A 20,472-nucleotide genomic window follows, 5' to 3' on the forward strand; every position below is an offset into this window, starting at 1 on the left:
ACCTCAGCCTTCAACGGGCAGCGGGTTCTTGCGCGGGCGGCCACGCTTCTTGGGCGCAGGCGCGGCCTCTTCGGCAACGGCCGGAGCGGGCGCCTCGGCAACGGGGGCAGGAGCCGGAGCCGGAGTAGCTTCGGGTTCCTGCTCGTTGCGAGTGCTGATCGAAGGCGGCAGGCTCGATGGATCGAACGCTGCGGGCGCTTCGTCGGCATCGCGCGCGACACGCGGGCGACGCTCCGTGCGCGGGCGCAGGCCGCGGGTCGGGCGGGCATTGCGCACGAACGGGTTGTCATTGGCATCCGCGATGGGTTCGCCCTCGATCGCGGGAATGCCTTCACCCGGAAGCACGGCCTCGGCGGCGATTTCAGGCTCGGCGTCGCGTTCGCGCTTGCGATCGAAACGGCGGTTCTCGCGGGGCCTGTCATCGCGGGGCCTGTCGTCACGGGGCCTGTCCTCACGCTGGCGATCCTGACGCGGACGCTCGTCGCGGGGCCTGTCATCACGTGGCCGCTCTTCACGGGGACGTTCCTCGCGGGGCCTCTCATCACGCGTTTCGCGTTCCTGCCGCGATGGCGCGCGGTCAAAGGCGGCATAATCGCCCTCGACGCTGAATTCGTTGTTCTCGTCCTCGCCGTCCTGCTCCTGATAGCGCTCGCCGTTGGGGCGGGTGCGCTGATCTTCGGTGCGGACACGGCTATCGGCGATCACGCGGAAATAGTGGTCGGCAAATTGCAGGTAGTATTCGGCCTGCACGCGGTCGCCATTGAGATGGGCGTCCTGCGCGAGCTTGCGATACTTCTCCAGCATCTGGGGGGCATTGCCCCGTGCACGGCTGTCGATCCGGTTGAGCTGCTGACCACCATTCTGCGGGCGTCCGTTATTGCTGCGCCCGCGACGGCGGTTGTTACCACGATTGTTGTTATTCAACTCAGGCACTTCCTTGTTTGGGGGCGGCCCAATTGGAAACTCAGGCCCATCTGGAATGCAGGTTCGACCCGTATTGCCGTGCTACCCGTGAGCCGCGCAACCTCCGCCACCGGCTCATCCCACGCTTGACGGTGGGCGAATCGGGGTTTCCAGCATTTGCGCTCGTCCCGGCCCCTTTGGCCGTTCATCCCTGCAAATGGTGGAGCAGGCCAGGACGGGAAGCCATCATCCGTTCCTTGCCTGCAATCATGATTAGTCGTCCCGCCCGGCCTTGCCAAGAGGAATATTGCGCTTTTTCGCCATTTCCACAGCACGGGGCCGTTCGGCAAGGTCATGATGGAGGATCGCGGTCATTCCCGCCCGATGCGCCAGCGTCATGACGGCCTCTGCTTGCGTCCAGCCGATCTCGATCATGGCGATACCATTTTCTGTCAGCAACGCGGGCAGTTGCGGCACCAGCAGGCGGTAATCGTCCAGCCCGTCAGGCCCGGCAAACAGTGCGCCCGCCGGTTCATGCGCGCGCACCGATGGCGCAAGGTCGGCGGCGTCCTCTATATAGGGCGGATTGGCAAGGATCAGGTCGAACTGCCCCAGCCCACCGTTCCAGCCGTCGTGCGTCCAGTCAGCCAGAGCAAAACGCGCAGTCGGCGCATGGCGCGCGCCGTTGGCAGATGCCACAGCCAGCGCCTCGGCAGAGCGGTCGATCCCGATCCCCTCCGCGCCCGGCCAGATCGAAAGCGCCGCCAGCAGCAGCGCACCCGATCCGGTGCCAAGATCGATAACGCGGCGTGGCGGGCAATCGGCAAGGCTGTCGCGCGCCCCTTCGATCAGCGTCTCGCTGTCACCGCGCGGGATCAACACGGCGGGGCTGACCGTCAGGTCGAGACCGTAAAACTCCTGACTTCCCACGATATAGGCCACCGGTTCGTGGACCAGCCTGCGCTCAACCAACCCGGCAAAGCCATCCGGCGCCCGGCCTTGCATATGGCGCAGCAACACGTCTGATCGCGAACAGCCGAGCGCGTGGGCCATCAGCACTTCCGCATCGAGCCGCGCCGTATCGCTGGTGTGGGCAAGCGCCGTTGCCGCGTCGCGAATGGCTTGGGCGACGCTCACTCCCCCTCCTCTAAAGAGGAGAGGGCTTTGGTTGCGCTGTAAACTCCCTCACCCATCCATCGAAGCCAGCCGCTTGGCCTGGTCTTCGGCGATCAGCGCGTCCACCAGTTCGCCAAGCCCGGTGCCTTCCAGCACTTCGGGCAGGCGATGCAGCGTCAGGTTGATGCGGTGATCGGTCACGCGGCCTTGCGGGAAATTGTAGGTGCGGATGCGTTCGCTGCGGTCACCCGATCCGACCATCGCCTTGCGCGCTTCGGCCTCGGCTCCATGCGCTTCGGCGCGGCGCAGATCGTACAGGCGCGTGCGCAGCACCTGCATCGCCTTGTCCTTGTTCTTGTGCTGGCTGCGCTGGTCCTGCTGGATCACGACAAGGCCGGTGGGCAGGTGGGTAAGCCGCACCGCCGAATCGGTGGTATTTACATGCTGCCCGCCCGCGCCAGACGCGCGGTAGATGTCGATCTTGATGTCGCCCGGTTCGATCTGCACATCGACCTCGTCCGGTTCGGGCAGCACGGCCACGGTGGCGGCGCTGGTGTGAATGCGCCCGCCGCTCTCGGTCACGGGTACGCGCTGCACGCGGTGGACGCCGCTTTCGTACTTCAGCTTGGCGAACACCCCGGTCCCGGCGATGTTGGCCACCACTTCCTTGAACCCGCCCAAGTCATTGGCGTTGGCGCTGATCATCTCGACCCGCCAGCCCTGTTCGACGGCGAACTTTTCATACATGCGATAAAGGTCGGCGGCGAACAGAGCGGCCTCGTCACCCCCGGTGCCCGCGCGGATTTCCAGCATCGCCGGGCGACTGTCTGCCGAATCGCGCGGCAGCATGGAGATGGCAAGACGGTGTTCGGCTTCGGGCAATGCGCTGCGGATGCGGGCGAGTTCTTCCTCGGCCAGCTCGCGCATTTCGGGATCGTCCAGCGTGGCAAGGCTGACCAGTTCCTCGCGCATCGCGCGCACGTCCTGCGCGGCGCGCGCAACCGGCTCCAGCTCCGCATAATCGCGGCTGGCGGCAATGAAGTCCGGGCCTTCAAGCGTACCCGAAGCCAGCCGCGCCTCAAGCTCGGCAAAGCGATGCGTGATCTGGCCCAGACGGGCGTCGGATATCGACATCAGCCTTGCGCGCCGCTCCAAGCGAAACCAGCGAGGGCTGACTCAATGGCGTTGGTGTCACCGTCCACGTTGCGCAAGCGCGTTGTCGTTCCGGTCTCGCTCCAACCGAGCGCAAGAATTGCTCGCGTGCTTGACTTTGCGGCTTTGTCGAAACGCTTTCGGGGACTGCCAGTTGCTATGAGTTCGGCTGAAATTGCTGCACGACGCAGACCGGCGACTGCGCCAATTCCATCAGACAAGACCCGATCATCCTCGACCACCACGGTCACCTCGCAGCGTCCCTCGCCCTTATCCCCAACCAGCATCGCCAGCCGCTCGATTCCCGCAGCCCAGCCGACCGCAGGCGTGGCCGAACCGCCCAGCGCTTCCATCAGCCCGTCATAGCGCCCGCCGCCGAGCACGGTGCCCTGTGCCCCAAGCCGGTCGGTGACGAATTCGAACGCGGTGTGGCGGTAGTAATCCAGCCCTCGCACCAGTGCCGGGGCGCGGACATAATCAACACCAGCCGCCTTCAGACCGCTGGTGACTTTGGCGAAGAAATCCTGTGCTTCATCGTTCAGGAAATCGTCGATCTTCGGCGCGTCGGCGGTAAAAACCTTGTCGCGCGGGTCCTTGGAATCCAAAATCCGCAAGGGGTTGCGCTCCAGCCGGTCCTGCGAATCCTCGCTCAAATCCGCCGCATGGGCGCGGAAGTATTCGATCAGCGCGGCGCGCCAGGCGTCACGGCTGGCGCCATCGCCCAGCGTGTTCAATTGCAGCGTCACGCCATCGGAAACACCCAGTTCCTTCAGCAACTGGTCGGCCATCACCAGCAGTTCCACATCCGCCTGCGGTTCGCCCGCGCCGATGATCTCGGCGTCGATCTGGTGGAACTGGCGGTAGCGGCCCTTCTGCGGGCGTTCGTAGCGGAACAGCGGGCCGTGCGTGGCGACCTTGAGCGGGGCATATTGCTGCCAGCCGTCGGTGAGGTAGGCGCGCGCGATTCCGGCGGTGAATTCCGGGCGCAGCGTCAGCGATTCCCCGCCGCGATCCTCGAAGCTGTACATTTCCTTGGAAACAACGTCCGTCGTCTCGCCCAGACTGCGGCTGAACACGGTGGTCTTTTCGAACACCGGCATTTCCACGCGGCGGAAGCGGTACAGCTTGCGCACACGCTCGAAGGTTTCGACGACGAAGCCGAAAGCCTCGGCATCGGCGCCGAAAATGTCCTGGGTGCCGCGAATGGCCTGTGGTGTTTGTTGACTCATGGCGCGCGATTAGCCGGAAAGCGCGCAAACGAAAAGCGCTGTCAAAAAGGTGTGCGGGAATGGTTGCGGATGCGACCGCTTCGCGCCATGAATTGCTGCATGATAAAGACATTTGCGGCAGCCCCGCTCATTCTCGCCCTCCTGTCCACCTCGGCGCTGGCCCAGAACTCCGCGCCCATGGCCGTGCCGATCACGCAGACCGTGCCCGATGCACAGGATGTGCCCTATCCCGGCACGATGACGCTGGATATCGATGCATCCGATGTGATGCGCGGTGCCTACCGCGTGACGCAGACCGTGCCGGTCGCGTCCGGCGCGAAGGAACTGATCCTGCTCTATCCGCAATGGCTGCCGGGCAACCACGGTCCGCGCGGGCCGCTGTCCGAACTGGTCGGTGTGCAGTTCTTCGTCGATGGCAAGCCGGTGGAATGGAAGCGCGACCGGGTGGAAATGTACGCGTTTCATGTAATGCTGCCCGCAGGGGCCAAGGAAGTCGTCGCCAGGTTCATCCACACTTCGCCACTGGCATCGGCAGAAGGGCGCATCACGATGACGCCCGAAATGCTGAACCTCCAGTGGGAGAAGATGAGCCTGTACCCGGCCGGGCACTATGTGCGGCAGATCAAGGTGAAGCCCACCGTCACCCTGCCGCAGGGTTGGACGCCTGCGACCGCGCTGGATGGCATGGCCATGGCGGGCAACCGCGTGACATGGGGCGTTACCGACTATGAAACGCTGGTCGATTCGCCGATCTTTGCGGGCAAGAACTTCAGGAAGTGGGACCTCGGCCAGAACGTCACGCTGAACGTGGTGGCCGACAAGCCGGAGCAGCTTGAGGCCAAGCCCGAACACATCGCCGCGCACAAAGCGCTGGTGGACGAGGCGAAGCTGGCCTTTGGCGCCAACCACTTCGATCACTACGAATTCCTGCTGGCGCTGTCCGACAAGATCGGCGGCATCGGTCTGGAACATCACCGGTCGAGCGAAAACCAGCTTGAGCCGGAAGCCTTTACCGAATGGGCCAAGCAGGAATGGGACCGCAACCTGCTGCCGCATGAATATGCGCATTCGTGGTCGGGCAAGTTCCGCCGCCCCGCGCGGCTGTGGACGCCCGATTATCGCCAGCCGATGCAGGGCGATCTGCTGTGGACCTATGAAGGGCAGGACCAGTTCTGGGGTGCCGTGCTGGCCGCGCGTTCGGGGATGCAGGGCAAGGACATCGTGCTGGGCATGCTTGCGGCATGGGCTGGCGGCTTCACGCAACAGCCGGGGCGCGATTGGCGCTCGGTCGAGGATACCGGATTCGATCCGGTCTTCGCCTCGCGCAAGCCCAAGCCGTTTGCCTCGCTCGCCCGCAACGAGGACTATTACACCGAAGGCGCGCTGGTGTGGCTTGAGATCGACCAGATCCTTCGCGAAGGCACCGGGGGCAAGAAATCCATCGACGATTTCGCCAGGTCCTTCTTCGGCATGCGTCCGGGCGATTGGGGTCAGATCCCGTTCGAGGTGGACGAGATCGTGACCAGGCTGAACGCGCTCCATCCCTATGACTGGGCCAAGCTGATCGACACCCGCATCAACCAGCCTGGCCAGCCCGCGCCGCTGAACGGGATCGACAAGGGCGGCTACAAGCTGGTGTGGAAGGAAGAGCCGAACCCTTACATGAAGGCCGCGATGGACTTCGGCAAAGGTCTCAGCCTCGCCAATTCCATCGGTATTTCCATCGACAAGGACGGCAAGGTCACCGGCACCCGCTGGGACAGCCCGGCGTTCAATGCGGGGATCGTTACCGGCACACAGATCATGGCGGTGAACGGCATGGCCTACAGCGCGGATGACATGAAGAAGGCGGTCACCGCGGCCAAGGGCGAATCGGGCAAGCCGCTGGAACTGCTCACCAAACGCGGCAGCCGGTTCGAGACCGTGAAGATCGAATACAAGGACGGCCTGCGCTACCCATGGCTGGAACGCGTCGCCCCCGGCAAGGCACCGACCGGGCTTGATCTGCTGCTTACGCCCAAGCGTCCCGGCGGAAGTGTTGCGGCAAAGAAGAAGTAAAGGCGATGGGGCAGGGCGGGGCAGGCTTGGGCAAACGGCTTGCCCCGCCTCGCTTCGTGCTGTTTCTTGTGCTGCTGGTGGCAGGCCTGGCCGGACATTGGTTGTGGAACTGGGCCGAAAACCTGGCCGACGCCGTGGCGATGAGCTTCGATCTTGCGGCGCTGGTGTTCCTGTTGTCGCTCGTGCCGCTGCTGCGCGATACCGACGTCGCTACGATCCGCCACCATGCCGACGCGAACGATGCCAATCGCGTACTCGTGCTGATCGTCACTACAGTTGCGACAATGGTGGTGATGGCGGCGATCGCCGGAGAACTGCCGCGCGCGATGAGCGGGGAAGGCTTTGCCATGGCCAAGCTGGTCAGCACGCTGGCCGTGACATGGCTTTTCGCCAACGCTGTCTATGCGTTGCATTACGCGCACCTCTACTATTCCAGCCGGCCAGACACTGGCGGGGATGCAGGCGGCATTGAATTTCCGGGTGAATCCGCGCCTGACTATCTCGATTTCATCTACTTCAGCTTTACGCTGGGCATGACCTTCCAGACTTCCGACGTGCAGATAACCGGGCGTTCGATTCGCCGCATCGCAACGCTTCATTCGCTCCTCGCGTTCGTTTTCAACCTGGGCGTCATCGCCTTTACCATCAACGCGCTGGGCGGATAGTAATCGGCGGCGCATTTCATCCATAAGTCTTGTTGCAGCGCACAAGCGGCTTCGCTAGGGGCGTGGGCACTCTATCAACACACTGAACAGGGCTGACCCATGCGTATCGACATGATTCCCACCGGCGACAATCCGCCGGAAAGCCTCAATGTAGTCATCGAAGTTCCTGTCGGCGGAGAGCCGGTGAAGTATGAATTCGACAAGGCTTCGGGCGCGCTGTTTGTCGACCGCATCCTGCACACGCCGATGCGCTACCCCGCCAACTACGGCTTTGTGCCGCACACCCTGTCGCCCGATGGCGATCCGCTCGACGCGCTGGTGATCGCGCGTTCGCCATTCGTCCCCGGTTCTGTCGTGCGCGCGCGTCCGATCGCCGTGCTCAACCTTGAAGACGAACATGGCGGCGATGAAAAGCTGGTCTGTGTGCCGGTCGATTCGACCTTCCCGTACTATTCCGACGTGAAGGAAAAGGAAGACATCCCCGAAATCGTGCTGCAGCAGATCGAGCACTTCTTTACCCACTACAAGGACCTTGAAAAGGACAAGTGGGTGCGCGTTGGCGTGTGGGGCGGCGCTGACGAAGCCCGCCGCATCACGATCGAAGCGATCGAGCGCGAGAAGGCGTCCAAGAACGCCTGATCCGGCCAGAAGCCAGTAAAAAGGGCCGCAAGTTCACGATGCTTGCGGCCCTTTTTCGTGTCAGTCGCCCGCGATACTCATGCCGTCCACCCGCAAGGTCGGCACATCGATGCCACGATAGATTTCAAGATCATTGGCGGCGGTCAGCCTTGCGAACATGTCGATCAGGTTGCCCGCCACGGTGAATTCCGCGATCGGCCCGGCAAGTGCGCCATTGACGATGCGGAAGCCCGATGCGCCCCGGCTGTAATCGCCGGTCACCCCGTTCACGCCGTGGCCGATCAGTTCGGTCACATATACCCCATCGGCGATATCGGCCATCAGTTCGGCGGGCGTCACTGTTCCCGCAGCCATTACCACATTGCTGGCGGTCACATGCGGCGGGCCTGACGATCCGCGCGAGGCATGGCCGGTCGGCTGGCGGCCAAGCTGGCGCGCGGCGGCACAGTCTATCAGCCAGCCGGTGATCCGCCCGCCTTCGACCAGATTGCGTGGTCCCGTCGGCAGGCCCTCGCCATCGAACGGGCGCGACCGCATGCCGCGCCGCACATGCGGATCGTCGGCAATGGTAATCGCGCTGTCGAACAATTGCTCCTCCTCGCGGTCCAGCAGGAAGCTGGCACGGCGCGCAATCGATGCGCCCGACATCGCGCCGAGCAGGTGGCCGACCAGCGAATTGCCGACGCGCGGATCGAAGATCACCGGCACCTGACCACTTTTCACGCGACCGGGATTGAGCCGCGCGACGGCACGTTCGCCTGCTTCAAGCCCGATTTCGGCGGGGCGCTTGAGATCAGCCGCATGCCGTGTGCTGCGCCATGAATAGTCGCGCTGCATCAAGCTGCCTTCGCCCGCGACCACGCTGGCAGAAATGCTGTGGCTGGATGCGGCATAGCCACCGGAAAAGCCGTGGCTGGTCGCCAGCGCGAACAGCCCGCGACCAGCGCTGGCGCTGGCACCTTCGCTGTTGGTGACGCCAACTACGCTGCGCGCGGCATCCTCGGCTTCTTCGGCAAGGTGGCGTAACGCCTGAGGACTGCGCTCCATCGGATCGTCAAGGTCGAGATCGGGTGGCGTGTCGCGCAGCAGCAGTTCCTCTGGCGCAAGCCCGGCGAACTTGTCCGCCGGGGCAAGCCGGGCCATGGCGACCGCCCGGCTGGCCAGTTCGTCGAGCGCGGCATCGCCAAGGTCGGTCGATCCGATGGAGGCCGCTGCGCCGCCTACGAACACCCTCAACCCGATATGTTCGGATTCCGAGCGTTCGACGTCTTCGAGCGCCCCCAGCCGCACCTGGATCGATTCGGATGCATTGGCGACATAGATGGCATCGCCTGCATCGGCCCCGGCGCGGCGCGCACGCTCTACCAGCGCTTCGCAGCGCTTCTGGGCTTCGCCGGGTGACAACATGAACAGACCTTTCGCAGCATGGGAAGCTGCGGGGTCTAGCCGCCGCGCCGGGCCGTAGCAATCAGCCTGTGGGACGCTTCTTCAAAACAGGCCGGACAGCAGCTTGAAGCCGCCGGTGATCAGGAATGGAAGAACGGCGGCAAGCAGCCAGACCTGGGCCTGATCGCGCCGGAACGCAGCCTTGAACGCCAGATTGTGGGCCTGTTCGTCGGTCAGCTGTTCCCACTTCCGTTCGAAGTGACGAAACATCGGGATGATCGCGGCGACGAGAATCACCAGTACGACCAATGGCAGGATCGATGCGCTGGTCCCCTGGATTTCGTGCATCGTGACGAAAATCTGCAGCGCGGTATAGACCAGCAGCCCGTAGGCGACATTGTCGCTCATCTTCTTGCGCCAGTCGACCCGCAGGTCTGTTTTCTGTTCCGTCTGGAGGGCCTTGTTCACGGCGCTTCCCCTGTATGATCCTGTTCCCACCGCACTAGATCACGCGTTACAAGGCGCCGCAAGATCAAATCGCCGCCGACCATTCCCCACCGATGCAAAAGCTGGTGCCATGCATAAATCCTGCCAGATTGCACATGGCGGGTTTGCCGGGCCGATCCGACGCGCTATTGACGTATCGAAGAGCTTGAAAAAGACAGAAACCGATGACCTTGACCCAAGACGCCCCTGTTGTCGTAAGCGCTGCCCAGCCGATTCCGCAAGGCGGGCTGGAAGTGGTGTCGATCGCCAAATCCTATGACAAGCGCGCTGTGCTGACGGACATTTCGCTGTCGGTCGGCAAGGGCGAAGTGCTCGGTCTGCTCGGCCCGAATGGCGCGGGCAAGACCACCTGCTTTTATTCAATCATGGGGCTTGTCCGCCCGGATTCGGGTCGTATCCTGCTTGACGGCGTGGATATCACGAAGCTGCCGATGTACCGGCGCTCGGTGCTCGGTCTTGGCTACCTGCCGCAGGAAACATCGATCTTCCGGGGCATGACGGTTGAACAGAACATCGCGACGGTGCTGGAACTGATCGAGCCGGACAAGGCCACGCGTGAGAGTGAACTCGAACGGCTGCTCGATGAATTCGGCCTTGCCCGGTTGCGCAGCAGCCCGGCAATGGCGCTTTCCGGCGGTGAACGCCGCCGTTGCGAAATCGCCCGCGCGCTGGCGGCAAGGCCCTCGATCATCCTGCTAGACGAGCCTTTCGCCGGCATCGACCCGCTTTCGATCAGCGACATCCGCCATCTGGTGAAGGACCTTTCGGGCCGGGGCATCGGCGTACTCATCACCGATCACAATGTGCGCGAAACGCTCGATATCGTCGACCGCGCCTGCATCATCTATGGCGGGCAAGTGCTGTTTGCGGGCAGCCCGGAAGCGCTGGTCGCAGATGCCAACGTGCGGCGGCTCTATCTGGGCGAGGGCTTCACGCTCTGATGTTCTGCCCTGGGGGGATCTAGGACATGGCGCTCGGCCCCAGGCTGGATCTGCGGCAATCCCAGTCGCTGGTGATGACGCCGCAATTGCAGCAGGCGATCAAGCTGCTGGCGCTGTCGAACCTTGAGGTCGAGACGTTTATCGGCGAAGCGATCGATGCCAATCCCCTGCTGGAGATCGGTGATTCCGCTCCGTCCGATGGAATGGATGCTCCGCCTGAGGAATTGCGCCGTACGCACCTCGAATCCTCGCCGGTCGACCAGCTCGTCGCCGAAGGCCGCGTTGCCGAGGATCGCCCGTTGGACATCGATGCCAGCGCGCTCGATCGCGATCGCGACACCGGCGATGGCGGATTGGCCGACCTTTCAGCCGCGCACGATTTCAGCGGCGGCGGCGGCGAGGGGCCAGACATCGACGAGCGGGGGCGGTTCGATGAAACGCTGGCCGAACACCTCCATGCCCAGATCGGCACGACCACGTCCGATCCGCAACTGCTGTTCGTTGCGCGCTGGCTGATCGACCAGATCGACGAAGCTGGATACCTTACGATTCCGCTGGCCGAGGCTTGTGAAGCACTGGGCCTTTCGATGGTGGTTGTGGAACGCGCGCTGGGGCACGTGCAGTCGCTCGATCCTACCGGCGTCGGCGCGCGCAATCTGGCCGAATGCATTGCGTTGCAGGCCAGGGAGGCGGATCGCTACGATCCATGCATGGCGCGGCTGATTGCCAATCTCGAACTTGTGGCGCGTGGCGAAGTCGCCCGGTTGAAGCGGCTGTGCAATGTCGATGACGAAGACTTTGCCGAAATGCTGGCCGAACTGCGCAGCTACGATCCGCGCCCCGGCCTGCGCTTCGGCAGCGGCGCGGGTGAGGCGGTGGTCCCCGACATTCTGATTCGTGCGGGAAAGGATGCCAAGGGTAATGCCGGGGACTGGGACATTGCGATCAACCAGGCAACCCTGCCGCGGCTGATCGTCAACCGCAGCTACTATGTCGAGATGCGTGGAGCCTGCGTTTCAAAGGACGCCAAGGCGTGGCTGGGCGAGAAGCTGGCCGATGCCAACTGGTTGCTGAAGGCCCTCGACCAGCGCCAGAAAACCATCCTGAAAGTCGCGGCGGAGATCGTGAAGCAGCAGGACGGCTTTTTCCGCCATGGCGTGGCGCACTTGCGCCCGTTGACGCTGAAGACCGTGGCAGATGCGATTTCGATGCATGAATCAACCGTCAGCCGTGTGACATCGAACAAGTATCTGCATTGCAATCGCGGAACCTTCGAACTGAAATACTTCTTCACTTCGGGTGTCGGATCGTCCGATGGCGAAGGCGCATCGGCGGAAGCGGTCAAGGCGGCGATCCGCCAGCTGATCGATGCCGAAGATCCCAAGGCGGTGCTTTCGGACGATGCGCTGGTGGATTTGCTGAAGGGAAGGGGTTTCGATCTCGCCCGCCGCACCGTGGCCAAGTATCGCGAGGCGATCGGCCTTGGCAGTTCGGTGCAGCGCCGCCGCCAGAAGACCCTCGCCGGAGTGCGTTGACTGCGATAGGATCGTCGCCATTGCAACGATCGTGGGGGCTACCTTGATGAAATTCCGGCTTTTTGTCGCAGTGGCGCTTGCTTCGGCGGCCTCTCCGCTGGGCGCAAAGCCCATCGAGTACCGGATGATCACCGAGGATTCCGACATCGGCCACTATATCGTTGATCGTGATGGCGCGACGATCACGGTCGATTACAACATCAAGCAGAACGGGCGCGGGCCGACGGTTGTGGAGAAGATCGTGCTCGGCCCGGACGGAACCCCGGCCAACTGGACGATCACGGGGCGCACCACATTCGGCAATGCCGTGGACGAGCGTTTCACCCGCAATGCCAAAGGTGCGAGCTGGCAGGATCTGGCCGGGCCGGGCACGATCAAGGGTGCCGATGCGCCGCGTTATTACGTGACCCAGAACGGGTCCGTCAGCGATATTGCGCTGCTGGCCAAAGCGCTGCTCACCGCCCCTGGCATGGCGCTGAACGTGGCACCCGCAGGTACGGCAAGGCTGATCGAGAAAGGCCGGCATGGATTTGACGGGCCGGACGGTACGCTTGCCGTCACGACCTATGAATTGAGCGGGTTGGCGCTCGATCCCAATTACATCGCGCTTGATGCCACGGGCGAATTGTTCGCCGTTGCGTCGGCGGATTCGGTACTGGTTCGCAAAGGCTATGAAAAGATCGCGGTCGAACCGCTGCGGCTTGAGGCTGAGCGACTGGGTGCCGAACGATTCGTTGCGCTGCAGAAGGCCAGCGCGAAGCTTTATCCAGGGCCGGTCCGCATTCGCAATGTTCGCCTGTTCGATCCCGCCGCCAAGGCGCTCACCGAACCACGCGATGTCGTGGTGTTCGGCAACCGGATCAGCGAAGTCGTTGGCGCGGGCAGTCCGGCCACGCCCGGAGAAACCACGATCGAGGGCGCGGGCGGTACGCTGGTGCCCGGCCTTTACGAGATGCATGCCCATCTGGCGCAGCAGGATGCGTTGCTCAATGTCCTTGCCGGGATCACGTCCACCCGCGACATGGGCAATCGCGACGATGTGCTAGACAAGCTGGTGGCGCGTATTGATTCTGGTGAACTGGCCGGGCCACGGGTCACGCGGTCGGGCTTCATCGAAGGCGAAAGTCCGTTTTCGGCACGCAACGGCACCGTCGTTTCGACGCAGGATCAGGCCCTTGCAGCGGTGCGCAAATATGCCGCGCGCGGGGCGTGGCAGGTGAAGCTGTACAATTCGATGAAGCCGGAATGGGCGCCGACCGTGGTGGCAGAGGCCCACCGTCTCGGCCTGCGCGTGGCGGGCCACGTTCCGGCCTTTTCAAGCGCCGATGCGATGATCGCAGCGGGGTTTGACGAGGTGACTCATGTCAACCAGTTGATGCTCGGCTGGGTGCTGAAGCCGCAGGAAGATACGCGCACGCTGTTCCGCTTCACCGCGATGCGGCGCTTTCCGGCGCTCGATGTGAAATCGGCCAAAGTGCAGGCCACGCTCGATGCGATGGTGGCTGGCAATGTGGCGCATGAGCCGACCATCGGCATTCACGAACTGGGTCTCACCGCGCTGGATGGCCAGCCCAACCCCGGCGCGCTCGATTATATCGATCACATGCCGCCCTCGGAACAGCGCCAGTTGAAGCAGGCCCTGTTCGGCGCGGATTCGCCAAAGGAGCGTGCAGAATACGTTGCCGCCTATGCCAAGGTGCTGGAAACGCTGACGGAGATGAACCGCAAGGGCATCCTGCTGATCCCCGGCACCGATCTTGGCGGCGCGTTTTCCTATCACCGCGAACTGGAACTGTTCACCAAGGTCGGGATGACGCCTGCGCAGGTGCTGTCGCGCGCCACGCTGGAGATGGCGCGATACCTTGGGCAGGACCAGCAACTGGGATCGATTGAACGTGGCAAACTGGCCGACTTCTTCCTTGTTCCAGGCGATCCGGTGAAGGATATCAAGGCGGTCAAGGCCGTCGCCATGGTCGTGAAGGATGGTGCGTTCTACTATCCGGCCGACATCTATCCCAAGCTGGGGATCAAGCCCTTTACACTATCACCAGACGTGAAACTGCCGAACTGAGGCCTCAACTGGTGCCTTGCGGCCGTTCGGCCAGCATGTGCTGGATCATGCCCTGGAGGTTTTCGTCATAGCGGGCGAGCACCTGATGGTCCTCCGCCGTGTCCCAGTGAGTGATCAGTTCACGCCCGTTGAACCAGTGCAGTGCATAGCCGGGTGGATCGGCGATGATCAGGCTGCGCTGGTCGGGCACGTCGGGGTTGATCGGACGCAGGTCCAGCGCCACTTGCGGCGCGGTTGAGGGGCAGGTGGCGACAATCGTGCTTTCCCATACCGCGGTGATCGCGCGGTGGATGTGGCCGCAGACGATCCCGATCACGTTGCTTCGCCCGCGCAGGCATTGCCCCAGCCGTTCGACCCAGGGTTCGGCGGGATCTGTGTTCATCCATGCGATGCCAACCTCGATCGGCGGGTGATGCTGCACGATCAGCGTACGCGCATCGGGCGCTTCATCCAGCCGCGCCTTCAGCCATGTGGCGCGGGCCTCGCAAAAGGCACCGCCATGGCGGCCCTGTTCCAGCGTATCCAGCACAATGATCCGCAACGGACCTGCATCCACGACATATTGCAGGAAACCGTCGTCAAAGGTCGCTTCGGGGAAAACGTCGGCAAAGGTCGCGCGTTCGTCATGGTTGCCAAGGGCATAGTGCACCGGAAAGGGCAGGTCGGCAAAAGCTTCGCGCAGGCGTTCGTAACTGGTCCGGTCGCCCCGGTCGATCAGGTCGCCCGTGGCAAGCAGCAGGTCCGGGCGCGGCTCCATGCCAGCCAGTTCCTCCAGCACGCGATCAAGCCGCTGTCGGTTGAATTCACCGGGGAAATCAGGTTCGAACCCCAGATGAATATCGGTGACCTGTGCGATCAGCATCTTCCCCCGCAGACGTTCTAGTGGGGCTTGACCGGGAAACGGGGCCTTTCGGCCACGGCCACGGTCTGCCTGACGTCTTTCTTCTTGTCTTTCGCGGGCGCCCACGGCGCTCCTGAATCCATGTGATAGGAGTGGCACATCGCGCACGAGGAATCGACCGGGTCTTTTACCGAAACGGTCGAAAGTTTCGCGCCTTCGCCGCCGACATGGCACGAACGGCAGCCGCCCTTGCCATCGATTCCCGGCACCAGCAGATCGCTGGCCTTGCTGGAAGTGCCAGCCTCGGTGTGGCAATCGGCGCAATCGCTCTTGTTGTGCGCCTTATGATCGAACCAGCCCTTGTGATAATAGCGATCGTTCTGGGCCACGGGCTGCACGGCAAAGCCGCCGCTTGCCACCGTGCCGCCGCGCGTCACGGTATGGCAATCGTAGCACATTCCCCCGTTCGAGAAGACCTGTGCCACGGCCTGTTCTGCCCGCGTCGGGTAGAACCGCACCGCGCGCGCATAATCCGCTGCGGTTGAGCGCAAGGCTGCGTCACCGGGTACGCGGCGGGCAAGGCCCGACAGGTTGGCCGGGCGCGAGGGCGCTCCGCCGCGATAGAACGAGCGCAATTCGGCCACGACCTGCTCAGGCTCGCCATGGCGCAGGGTGCGGAAAGTGCCGCCGACCTGATCGAAGCTGAGCGAGTGACAGGCCTGGCACGAATCTTCCATCACCACCGGCTTGAACCGGGTGCCGGTGGCATCGGACTTGTGGCAGTCCTTGCAATCCAGCGCGTCATTCTCGGCAAAGCGGCCGGGCATCCGGCGAACCATCTGGGCAATGCCATTGGTTTTCGACAAATGCTGGCCGTGCGTGAACTTCAACCCGTTGTTCTCCTGCAACGCAGGGGTCCAGTTCGTGCGCGTGAACAAAGGCTTGTCCCCGTCCATGCCGCTGATGATCATCGGCTTGAACTGGGGGTGGGCCATCCCGAAATCGGCGGCATCGGCGATTTTCGTGTCCGGCAAGCGACCCTTCATCCCGTTGTGGCAATCGGCGCAGAACTTCTGCTGGGTTGCTGGCATAGCGCCTTCACCCTCATGCTCGGTGTGACAATCGACACACCTGCCCGCCGGACGATTGAAAGCGGTGGCAAACGCGCGCTGGATCGCGGCCATGCCGGTGGGTTCGCCCCGCGCTTTCAGCAGCCGCGATTTGTCGGCAACGTGATCGTGCGCGTCCTTGGTGTGGCACGTCAGGCAGGCGTTGTCGGTCACCGCCACGAAGGCTTCGGTGTGGCAGGCCTGACAATCCTTGCCGAGGTTCTTGTGGGCAAGGCTCAAGGGACCGGACGACCATGTCTGATCGGCGTGGAAGCTATCGGGCCGCCGCGCCTTTTCCTGCATCGCCAACGGTTTGTAGGTGATATAGCTGTAAATCGGGAAGGCCAGAAAGGCGATCAGCACCAGCACGGCAAAGGTCCATGCCGACATGCGCTTGCCCGGCAGCAGGCCCTTGAGCGTGTAGGCGGTGGTTATGTCCTTGTCTTCGGCGGAATCCGAGACAGCTTCGACCCGGCGCACGGTAAAGGCAAGCAGCCCGCTTTCATCATCGCGCGAAATCGCGATGCGGTGCCCGCCGAACATCAGTTCTGCGCCGACAGCCGGATCGAGCATGGCCTGCGTGGTCGATCGTCCGTTCACTTCGAACGGCTGCGTACCCACCGATTCGATGGTCAGGCTGCCCTCTGCGGTTTGCGTCACGGTGGCGTGGCGCGGATCGACCGCGAGGTCGGGCAGGTGAATGGCGTTTGCCGCATCGCGGCCGATGGTCAGGACATCGCCCTCGATGGTCGAGGGGCGCACGATCTCCTCACCACTGGATTTGAGCGCGATCTGACGGACAAGAAAGCTCATCGTTCGCTCACCAGTAGAAGAAGACGCTGACGATATGGGCGGAAAGCGCCGCAATCAGCGCAAAGGTCACGGGCACATGGACATAGAGCCAGGCCTGCAACCAGGATTTGAGTTTCAGGTGCCGTCGCATTCGGCCCAGCATGGCCTCCTTGCGCGTCAGCAGCGCATCGACCTTGTCGATCGGGTCGTCGTCCGTGCGCGGCTTGTAGGCGCGGATGCGGCGCAGTTCGGCAGCGGCATGGCGTGTCGCGCACCTGGGGTAACTGCCGGTCATGCGGTTCCAGAATGATCCGGTAAACGGGTCCTGTTCAAGGCTGCGGTTGACCAGTGCGGCGCTTTGCGGATTGAGCGGCTGCGCGGCATCGTGGATCTGCCGGTCCAGCGAACGCAGCGATTCGATCATCTGCTTTTCAGTGATCGCGCCTTCATCGTCATAACGGTTGGCCGATAGCGCGCGCGGCGTGGTTGCATAGACCCAGATGCCGAACACACCCGAAGCGATCACCAGCAGCATCAGCGCCCACGCCAGCGTGTGCACGTTCCAGCCGAAGTGAAAGCCCGAATGCAGCGTACCGATCACGGTCAGGCACAGGCCGAGGTAGACGTGAGCGCTGGTCCATGCCTTCAGGCTCCACCGACCCGGCGTGATCGCGCGCTTGCGCATGCCCAGCATGGTCAGCCACAGGATCAGCAGCGCGCCGATGGTGCCAAGCGTATAGCCCAGCCAGCTTGAACCGAAATGCGTACCCGGCAGCGGCACCCAGATGTACAGCGCCAGCAGGCCGAGCGCGAGCGCGGCGGAAAGCTTCGCCCAGAACAGGTTGTTGTGCCGCAGGAAGCCTTCGTGGGTGCTCGTGCGTGTGCGGCTGGTCGTTGCCCGCTTCCTGGGTGCGATGGATGCCATCTGTTCAGGCCCCTTCGTTTTCAAGGCGCGACACGGTCAGGAACTCGTCGGGCGAAACGCGAATGGCGGCGCCGGTCGGGCAGGCGCGCACACAACTGGGTCCACCGTCGATCCCGGCGCACATGTCGCACTTGATCGCCTTCTTGCGGTCGAGCAGTTCGTCGACCGAAGGATCGCCGGTGTATTTGGTGTTCTTTTTCGACCACTTGTAGGGCGGCTCGCCCGGTCCCGGCCCGGACCCGAAGAACAGCCAGCTCAGCAGCGAAGGCTTCTTCGGCGGCACCTTGTCCATGCGAATCACGCCATAGGGGCAATTGCGTTGGCAATTGCCGCAGCCGATGCAGGTATCATCGATGAACACTTCGCCGTCCGGGCCGCGATGGATCGCGTTGGGCGGGCAATCGGCCATGCAGTGCGGGTGTTCGCAGTGGCGGCACGATGTGGGAACGTGCAGGTGGGCAAAGCTCTTGCCCGCCTCGCGGTCCAGCCGGGAAAGGCCATCGTGGCTGTCGGCGCAGGCCTTTTCGCAATTGTCGCAGCCCACGCAAAGGCGTTCATCGATCAGCAGAACGTCCGTCGCTTCGCCAAGGCCCTGGGCCACAAGGAATTTGGCCTGTTCGGAATAGAGATCGACGACGCCCGAAAAGCTGTCTTTCTTCGATTCGATGAAGGCGTTGGTCGCACGGCGCACTTCCATGTCCTTGCGCGCGCGTTCCAGCAGTGCGGGCTTGGCGGCAAGTACGCGCCCGAAGGCCTCGCCATCGATCCTGATCACTTCGCTCTTGATCGCGGCGCGGACCGTTGCGGTGCGGCGGCCCCCGTCGATCAGCGCCATTTCGCCCACATAGGACCCTGCGGGCAGGTAGGACAGGAACACCGGCTTCCCGCCGACTTCCTTTTCCACGATCATCGATCCGACGCGGATGACGTAGATGTCGTTGTCCTCGTCACCCTCGGTGATGATCGCCTCGCCCGCGCGGACCGGAACGATCGTCGCAGTCTCGACCACTTCGGCGATGTCGGCGCTGGTCAGCCCCGATCCGAACATCTGGAGGATCTGGCGCTCGGTCGATATGCGTTCGATCGCGCGGCGGGCGGTCGGCACCTGGCTTTGCAGCTTGAGCGCGGCATTGCGGCTGATTTCGACGCAGACGGTATCTTCGGCGGCCACGATGGTCGCGCCGCGCCGACGCCCCGAAATCAGGCCCACTTCACCGAAGATCGTACCCGCGGGGATCGGGATGACCTTCGAAGGATCGGTCGCATCGATCCGCACATGGACCGAGCCGGACGCGATGGCGAAGAGCGACGATCCCGGATCGTTCTTTTCGAACACCACCTGCCCCTTGGCATAAGCGCGGGCCGACGAATCAAGCATGAATTCGCGCAACTGCAGCGTGGTCATGCCATCGAGGATCGAGACATTCGTGCGCAGGAATTCCAGCCATTCATTGACCGAACGGTTGCCGGGAAGCCCTGCAAACTTGGCTTCGAGCAGTGGCTCGTCCGCCGGTTTCAGCGCGGTGTTGCCGTTGATGAACTCGACGACATCGTAGCCCTGATTCATGCAGTGCTTGATCAGCGGATAGCCCGCCAGCGCCCCGATCACGAAAATGCCCGGCGCGGTCGATTCGAACTGCGGTGACAATGTCGGGAAGGCAAGCCGATCGGCACTAGCGAATTCGATGCCGCAATCTTCGACGAAGGCGCGCGGCGGGGCAGACCCGATTCGCGCGATGATCCGGTCGCAGCGGATGCGTTCCTCGCCATCGCGGGTGGCCAGCGTGATCCAGCCTGGCTCGATGGCCTTGGTTTCGGTTTCGTAGCGGATGGTCAGGCGGCCCGCCGCGTCATCCTCGACCAGGCCGCGCGCATTCTCGATCCCGGCGTCGCCCGTGCCGATCACCACGATGTGCTGGTCCAGCAGGGCATAAGGATCGTCGAGCTGGTAAGTCACATGCGGCAGGTCGCCGCCGGGGCAGCGCATCAGGTTGGGGTTGCCCTGCGTACCGATCGCCAGCACCACGTTTTCGGCCATGACCGTTTCGCCACTGGTCAGTTCGATGGCGTATGGCGGGGCGAAGCGCTGGAGTTCGGTCGTCGTCGTCGATCCGTCGCGACCGCGTGAGACGATCTTCTGGATCGATCCTGCGATGGCGGGGCCGGTGCCGCGAATCGATTTGACGTCGGCATTGTATTTCACGTTCACGCCAAGGTCGGCTGTGCGCCGCTTCCACTTGTCGAGAATGTCTTCTTTCTTGCCGGCGTCGAATTCCTGATCGGACCGCAGGATCAGCTGCGATGGCGTGGCCATCACATGCTTGCCCTTCTGGTATTTGTAGATCGTATCGGAAAGGTGATCGGTCTTTTCCAGCAGGACATGGCTAAGGCCAAGCTGCGCCGCACGGCCCGCAGCGCTCATGCCTGCAGGGCCGGAACCGATAATCGCAACCTTGAAAACCTCGCCCACCGGTATGCGTCCCCCGCATCGCGCGCACGGACGGCGCATGTTTCCACGCCTGCCCTTGCCAATAAACCGATTTGCGACCCCTATCGAGCGGACTTTACCCGATGCGCCGCGCATTGCCAGCCGCAAATTGCGC

General features: G+C 63.2%; 16 protein-coding genes. 6 read left to right on the forward strand and 10 right to left on the reverse strand.

The annotated features are described in order from the left end of the window. Window positions 1-3: 3 nt before the first annotated feature. From LUA85_RS00795 to hisS, 4 genes are all read right to left on the reverse strand, one after another. Window positions 4-924, reverse strand: a complete 921-nt coding sequence (locus tag LUA85_RS00795) for a DUF4167 domain-containing protein (RefSeq protein WP_231466428.1) — start codon at window positions 922-924, stop codon at window positions 4-6. 252 nt (window positions 925-1,176) lie between these two features. Beyond that, window positions 1,177-2,040, reverse strand: a complete 864-nt coding sequence (gene prmC / locus LUA85_RS00800; protein WP_231466429.1) for a peptide chain release factor N(5)-glutamine methyltransferase — start codon at window positions 2,038-2,040, stop codon at window positions 1,177-1,179. Between the two features lie 48 nt (window positions 2,041-2,088). Then, entirely contained in the window at window positions 2,089-3,153 is a 1,065-nt protein-coding gene (prfA, locus tag LUA85_RS00805) for a peptide chain release factor 1 (protein WP_231466431.1), read from the reverse strand. Next, complete coding sequence (gene hisS / locus LUA85_RS00810) at window positions 3,153-4,400, reverse strand: histidine--tRNA ligase (protein WP_231466432.1); 1,248 nt, start codon at window positions 4,398-4,400, stop codon at window positions 3,153-3,155. Before hisS ends, prfA begins: the two co-directional genes overlap by 1 nt. Before the next feature lie 99 nt (window positions 4,401-4,499). On the opposite strand from hisS, the gene LUA85_RS00815 reads away from it, so the two are divergent. From LUA85_RS00815 to ppa, 3 genes are all read left to right on the forward strand, one after another. Further along, a complete protein-coding gene (locus tag LUA85_RS00815) occupies window positions 4,500-6,458 on the forward strand; it encodes a M61 family metallopeptidase (protein ID WP_231466434.1) in 1,959 nt (652 codons plus the stop codon). 26 nt (window positions 6,459-6,484) lie between these two features. Then, complete coding sequence (locus LUA85_RS00820; protein WP_371823633.1) at window positions 6,485-7,123, forward strand: DUF1345 domain-containing protein; 639 nt, start codon at window positions 6,485-6,487, stop codon at window positions 7,121-7,123. 99 nt (window positions 7,124-7,222) lie between these two features. After that, complete coding sequence (gene ppa / locus LUA85_RS00825) at window positions 7,223-7,762, forward strand: inorganic diphosphatase (RefSeq protein ID WP_231466438.1); 540 nt, start codon at window positions 7,223-7,225, stop codon at window positions 7,760-7,762. Window positions 7,763-7,822: 60 nt separating this feature from the next. On the opposite strand, the gene LUA85_RS00830 is transcribed toward ppa, so the two are convergent. Then, window positions 7,823-9,169 (reverse strand): TldD/PmbA family protein, encoded by a 1,347-nt coding sequence (locus LUA85_RS00830; protein ID WP_231466439.1) that lies wholly within the window; start codon window positions 9,167-9,169, stop codon window positions 7,823-7,825. Window positions 9,170-9,250: 81 nt separating this feature from the next. Next, on the reverse strand, window positions 9,251-9,616 hold the full coding sequence (locus LUA85_RS00835) for a hypothetical protein (protein ID WP_231466441.1): 366 nt from the start codon (window positions 9,614-9,616) through the stop codon (window positions 9,251-9,253). Window positions 9,617-9,819: 203 nt separating this feature from the next. On the opposite strand from LUA85_RS00835, the gene lptB reads away from it, so the two are divergent. From lptB to LUA85_RS00850, 3 genes are read left to right on the forward strand one after another with little or no spacing between them, the layout of a single operon-like run. Further along, the gene (lptB, locus tag LUA85_RS00840) at window positions 9,820-10,596 is read left to right on the forward strand and encodes an LPS export ABC transporter ATP-binding protein (protein WP_231466443.1); all 777 of its coding nucleotides are present in this window, start codon (window positions 9,820-9,822) and stop codon (window positions 10,594-10,596) included. A 26-nt stretch (window positions 10,597-10,622) separates the two neighbouring features. Then, window positions 10,623-12,131, forward strand: a complete 1,509-nt coding sequence (gene rpoN, locus LUA85_RS00845; protein WP_231466445.1) for an RNA polymerase factor sigma-54 — start codon at window positions 10,623-10,625, stop codon at window positions 12,129-12,131. Window positions 12,132-12,177: 46 nt separating this feature from the next. Beyond that, window positions 12,178-14,202, forward strand: a complete 2,025-nt coding sequence (locus tag LUA85_RS00850) for an amidohydrolase family protein (RefSeq protein ID WP_231466446.1) — start codon at window positions 12,178-12,180, stop codon at window positions 14,200-14,202. Window positions 14,203-14,206: 4 nt separating this feature from the next. On the opposite strand, the gene LUA85_RS00855 is transcribed toward LUA85_RS00850, so the two are convergent. The 4 genes from LUA85_RS00855 to LUA85_RS00870 are packed head-to-tail and all read right to left on the reverse strand — an operon-like array spanning window position 14,207 to window position 20,378. After that, the gene (locus tag LUA85_RS00855) at window positions 14,207-15,064 is read right to left on the reverse strand and encodes a phosphodiesterase (protein WP_231466448.1); all 858 of its coding nucleotides are present in this window, start codon (window positions 15,062-15,064) and stop codon (window positions 14,207-14,209) included. A 17-nt stretch (window positions 15,065-15,081) separates the two neighbouring features. Further along, window positions 15,082-16,965, reverse strand: coding sequence for a cytochrome c3 family protein (locus LUA85_RS00860; RefSeq protein WP_231466449.1), 1,884 nt, complete (start codon window positions 16,963-16,965; stop codon window positions 15,082-15,084). Window positions 16,966-16,972: 7 nt separating this feature from the next. Further along, window positions 16,973-17,869: a hypothetical protein gene (locus LUA85_RS00865; protein WP_231466450.1), complete on the reverse strand. Its 897-nt coding sequence runs from the start codon at window positions 17,867-17,869 to the stop codon at window positions 16,973-16,975. 4 nt (window positions 17,870-17,873) lie between these two features. After that, the gene (locus LUA85_RS00870; RefSeq protein ID WP_256448202.1) at window positions 17,874-20,378 is read right to left on the reverse strand and encodes a cyclic nucleotide-binding domain-containing protein; all 2,505 of its coding nucleotides are present in this window, start codon (window positions 20,376-20,378) and stop codon (window positions 17,874-17,876) included. Window positions 20,379-20,472: the final 94 nt, after the last annotated feature.

It is taken from the genome of Novosphingobium sp. CECT 9465 (assembly GCF_920987055.1).
Classification (GTDB): domain Bacteria; phylum Pseudomonadota; class Alphaproteobacteria; order Sphingomonadales; family Sphingomonadaceae; genus Novosphingobium.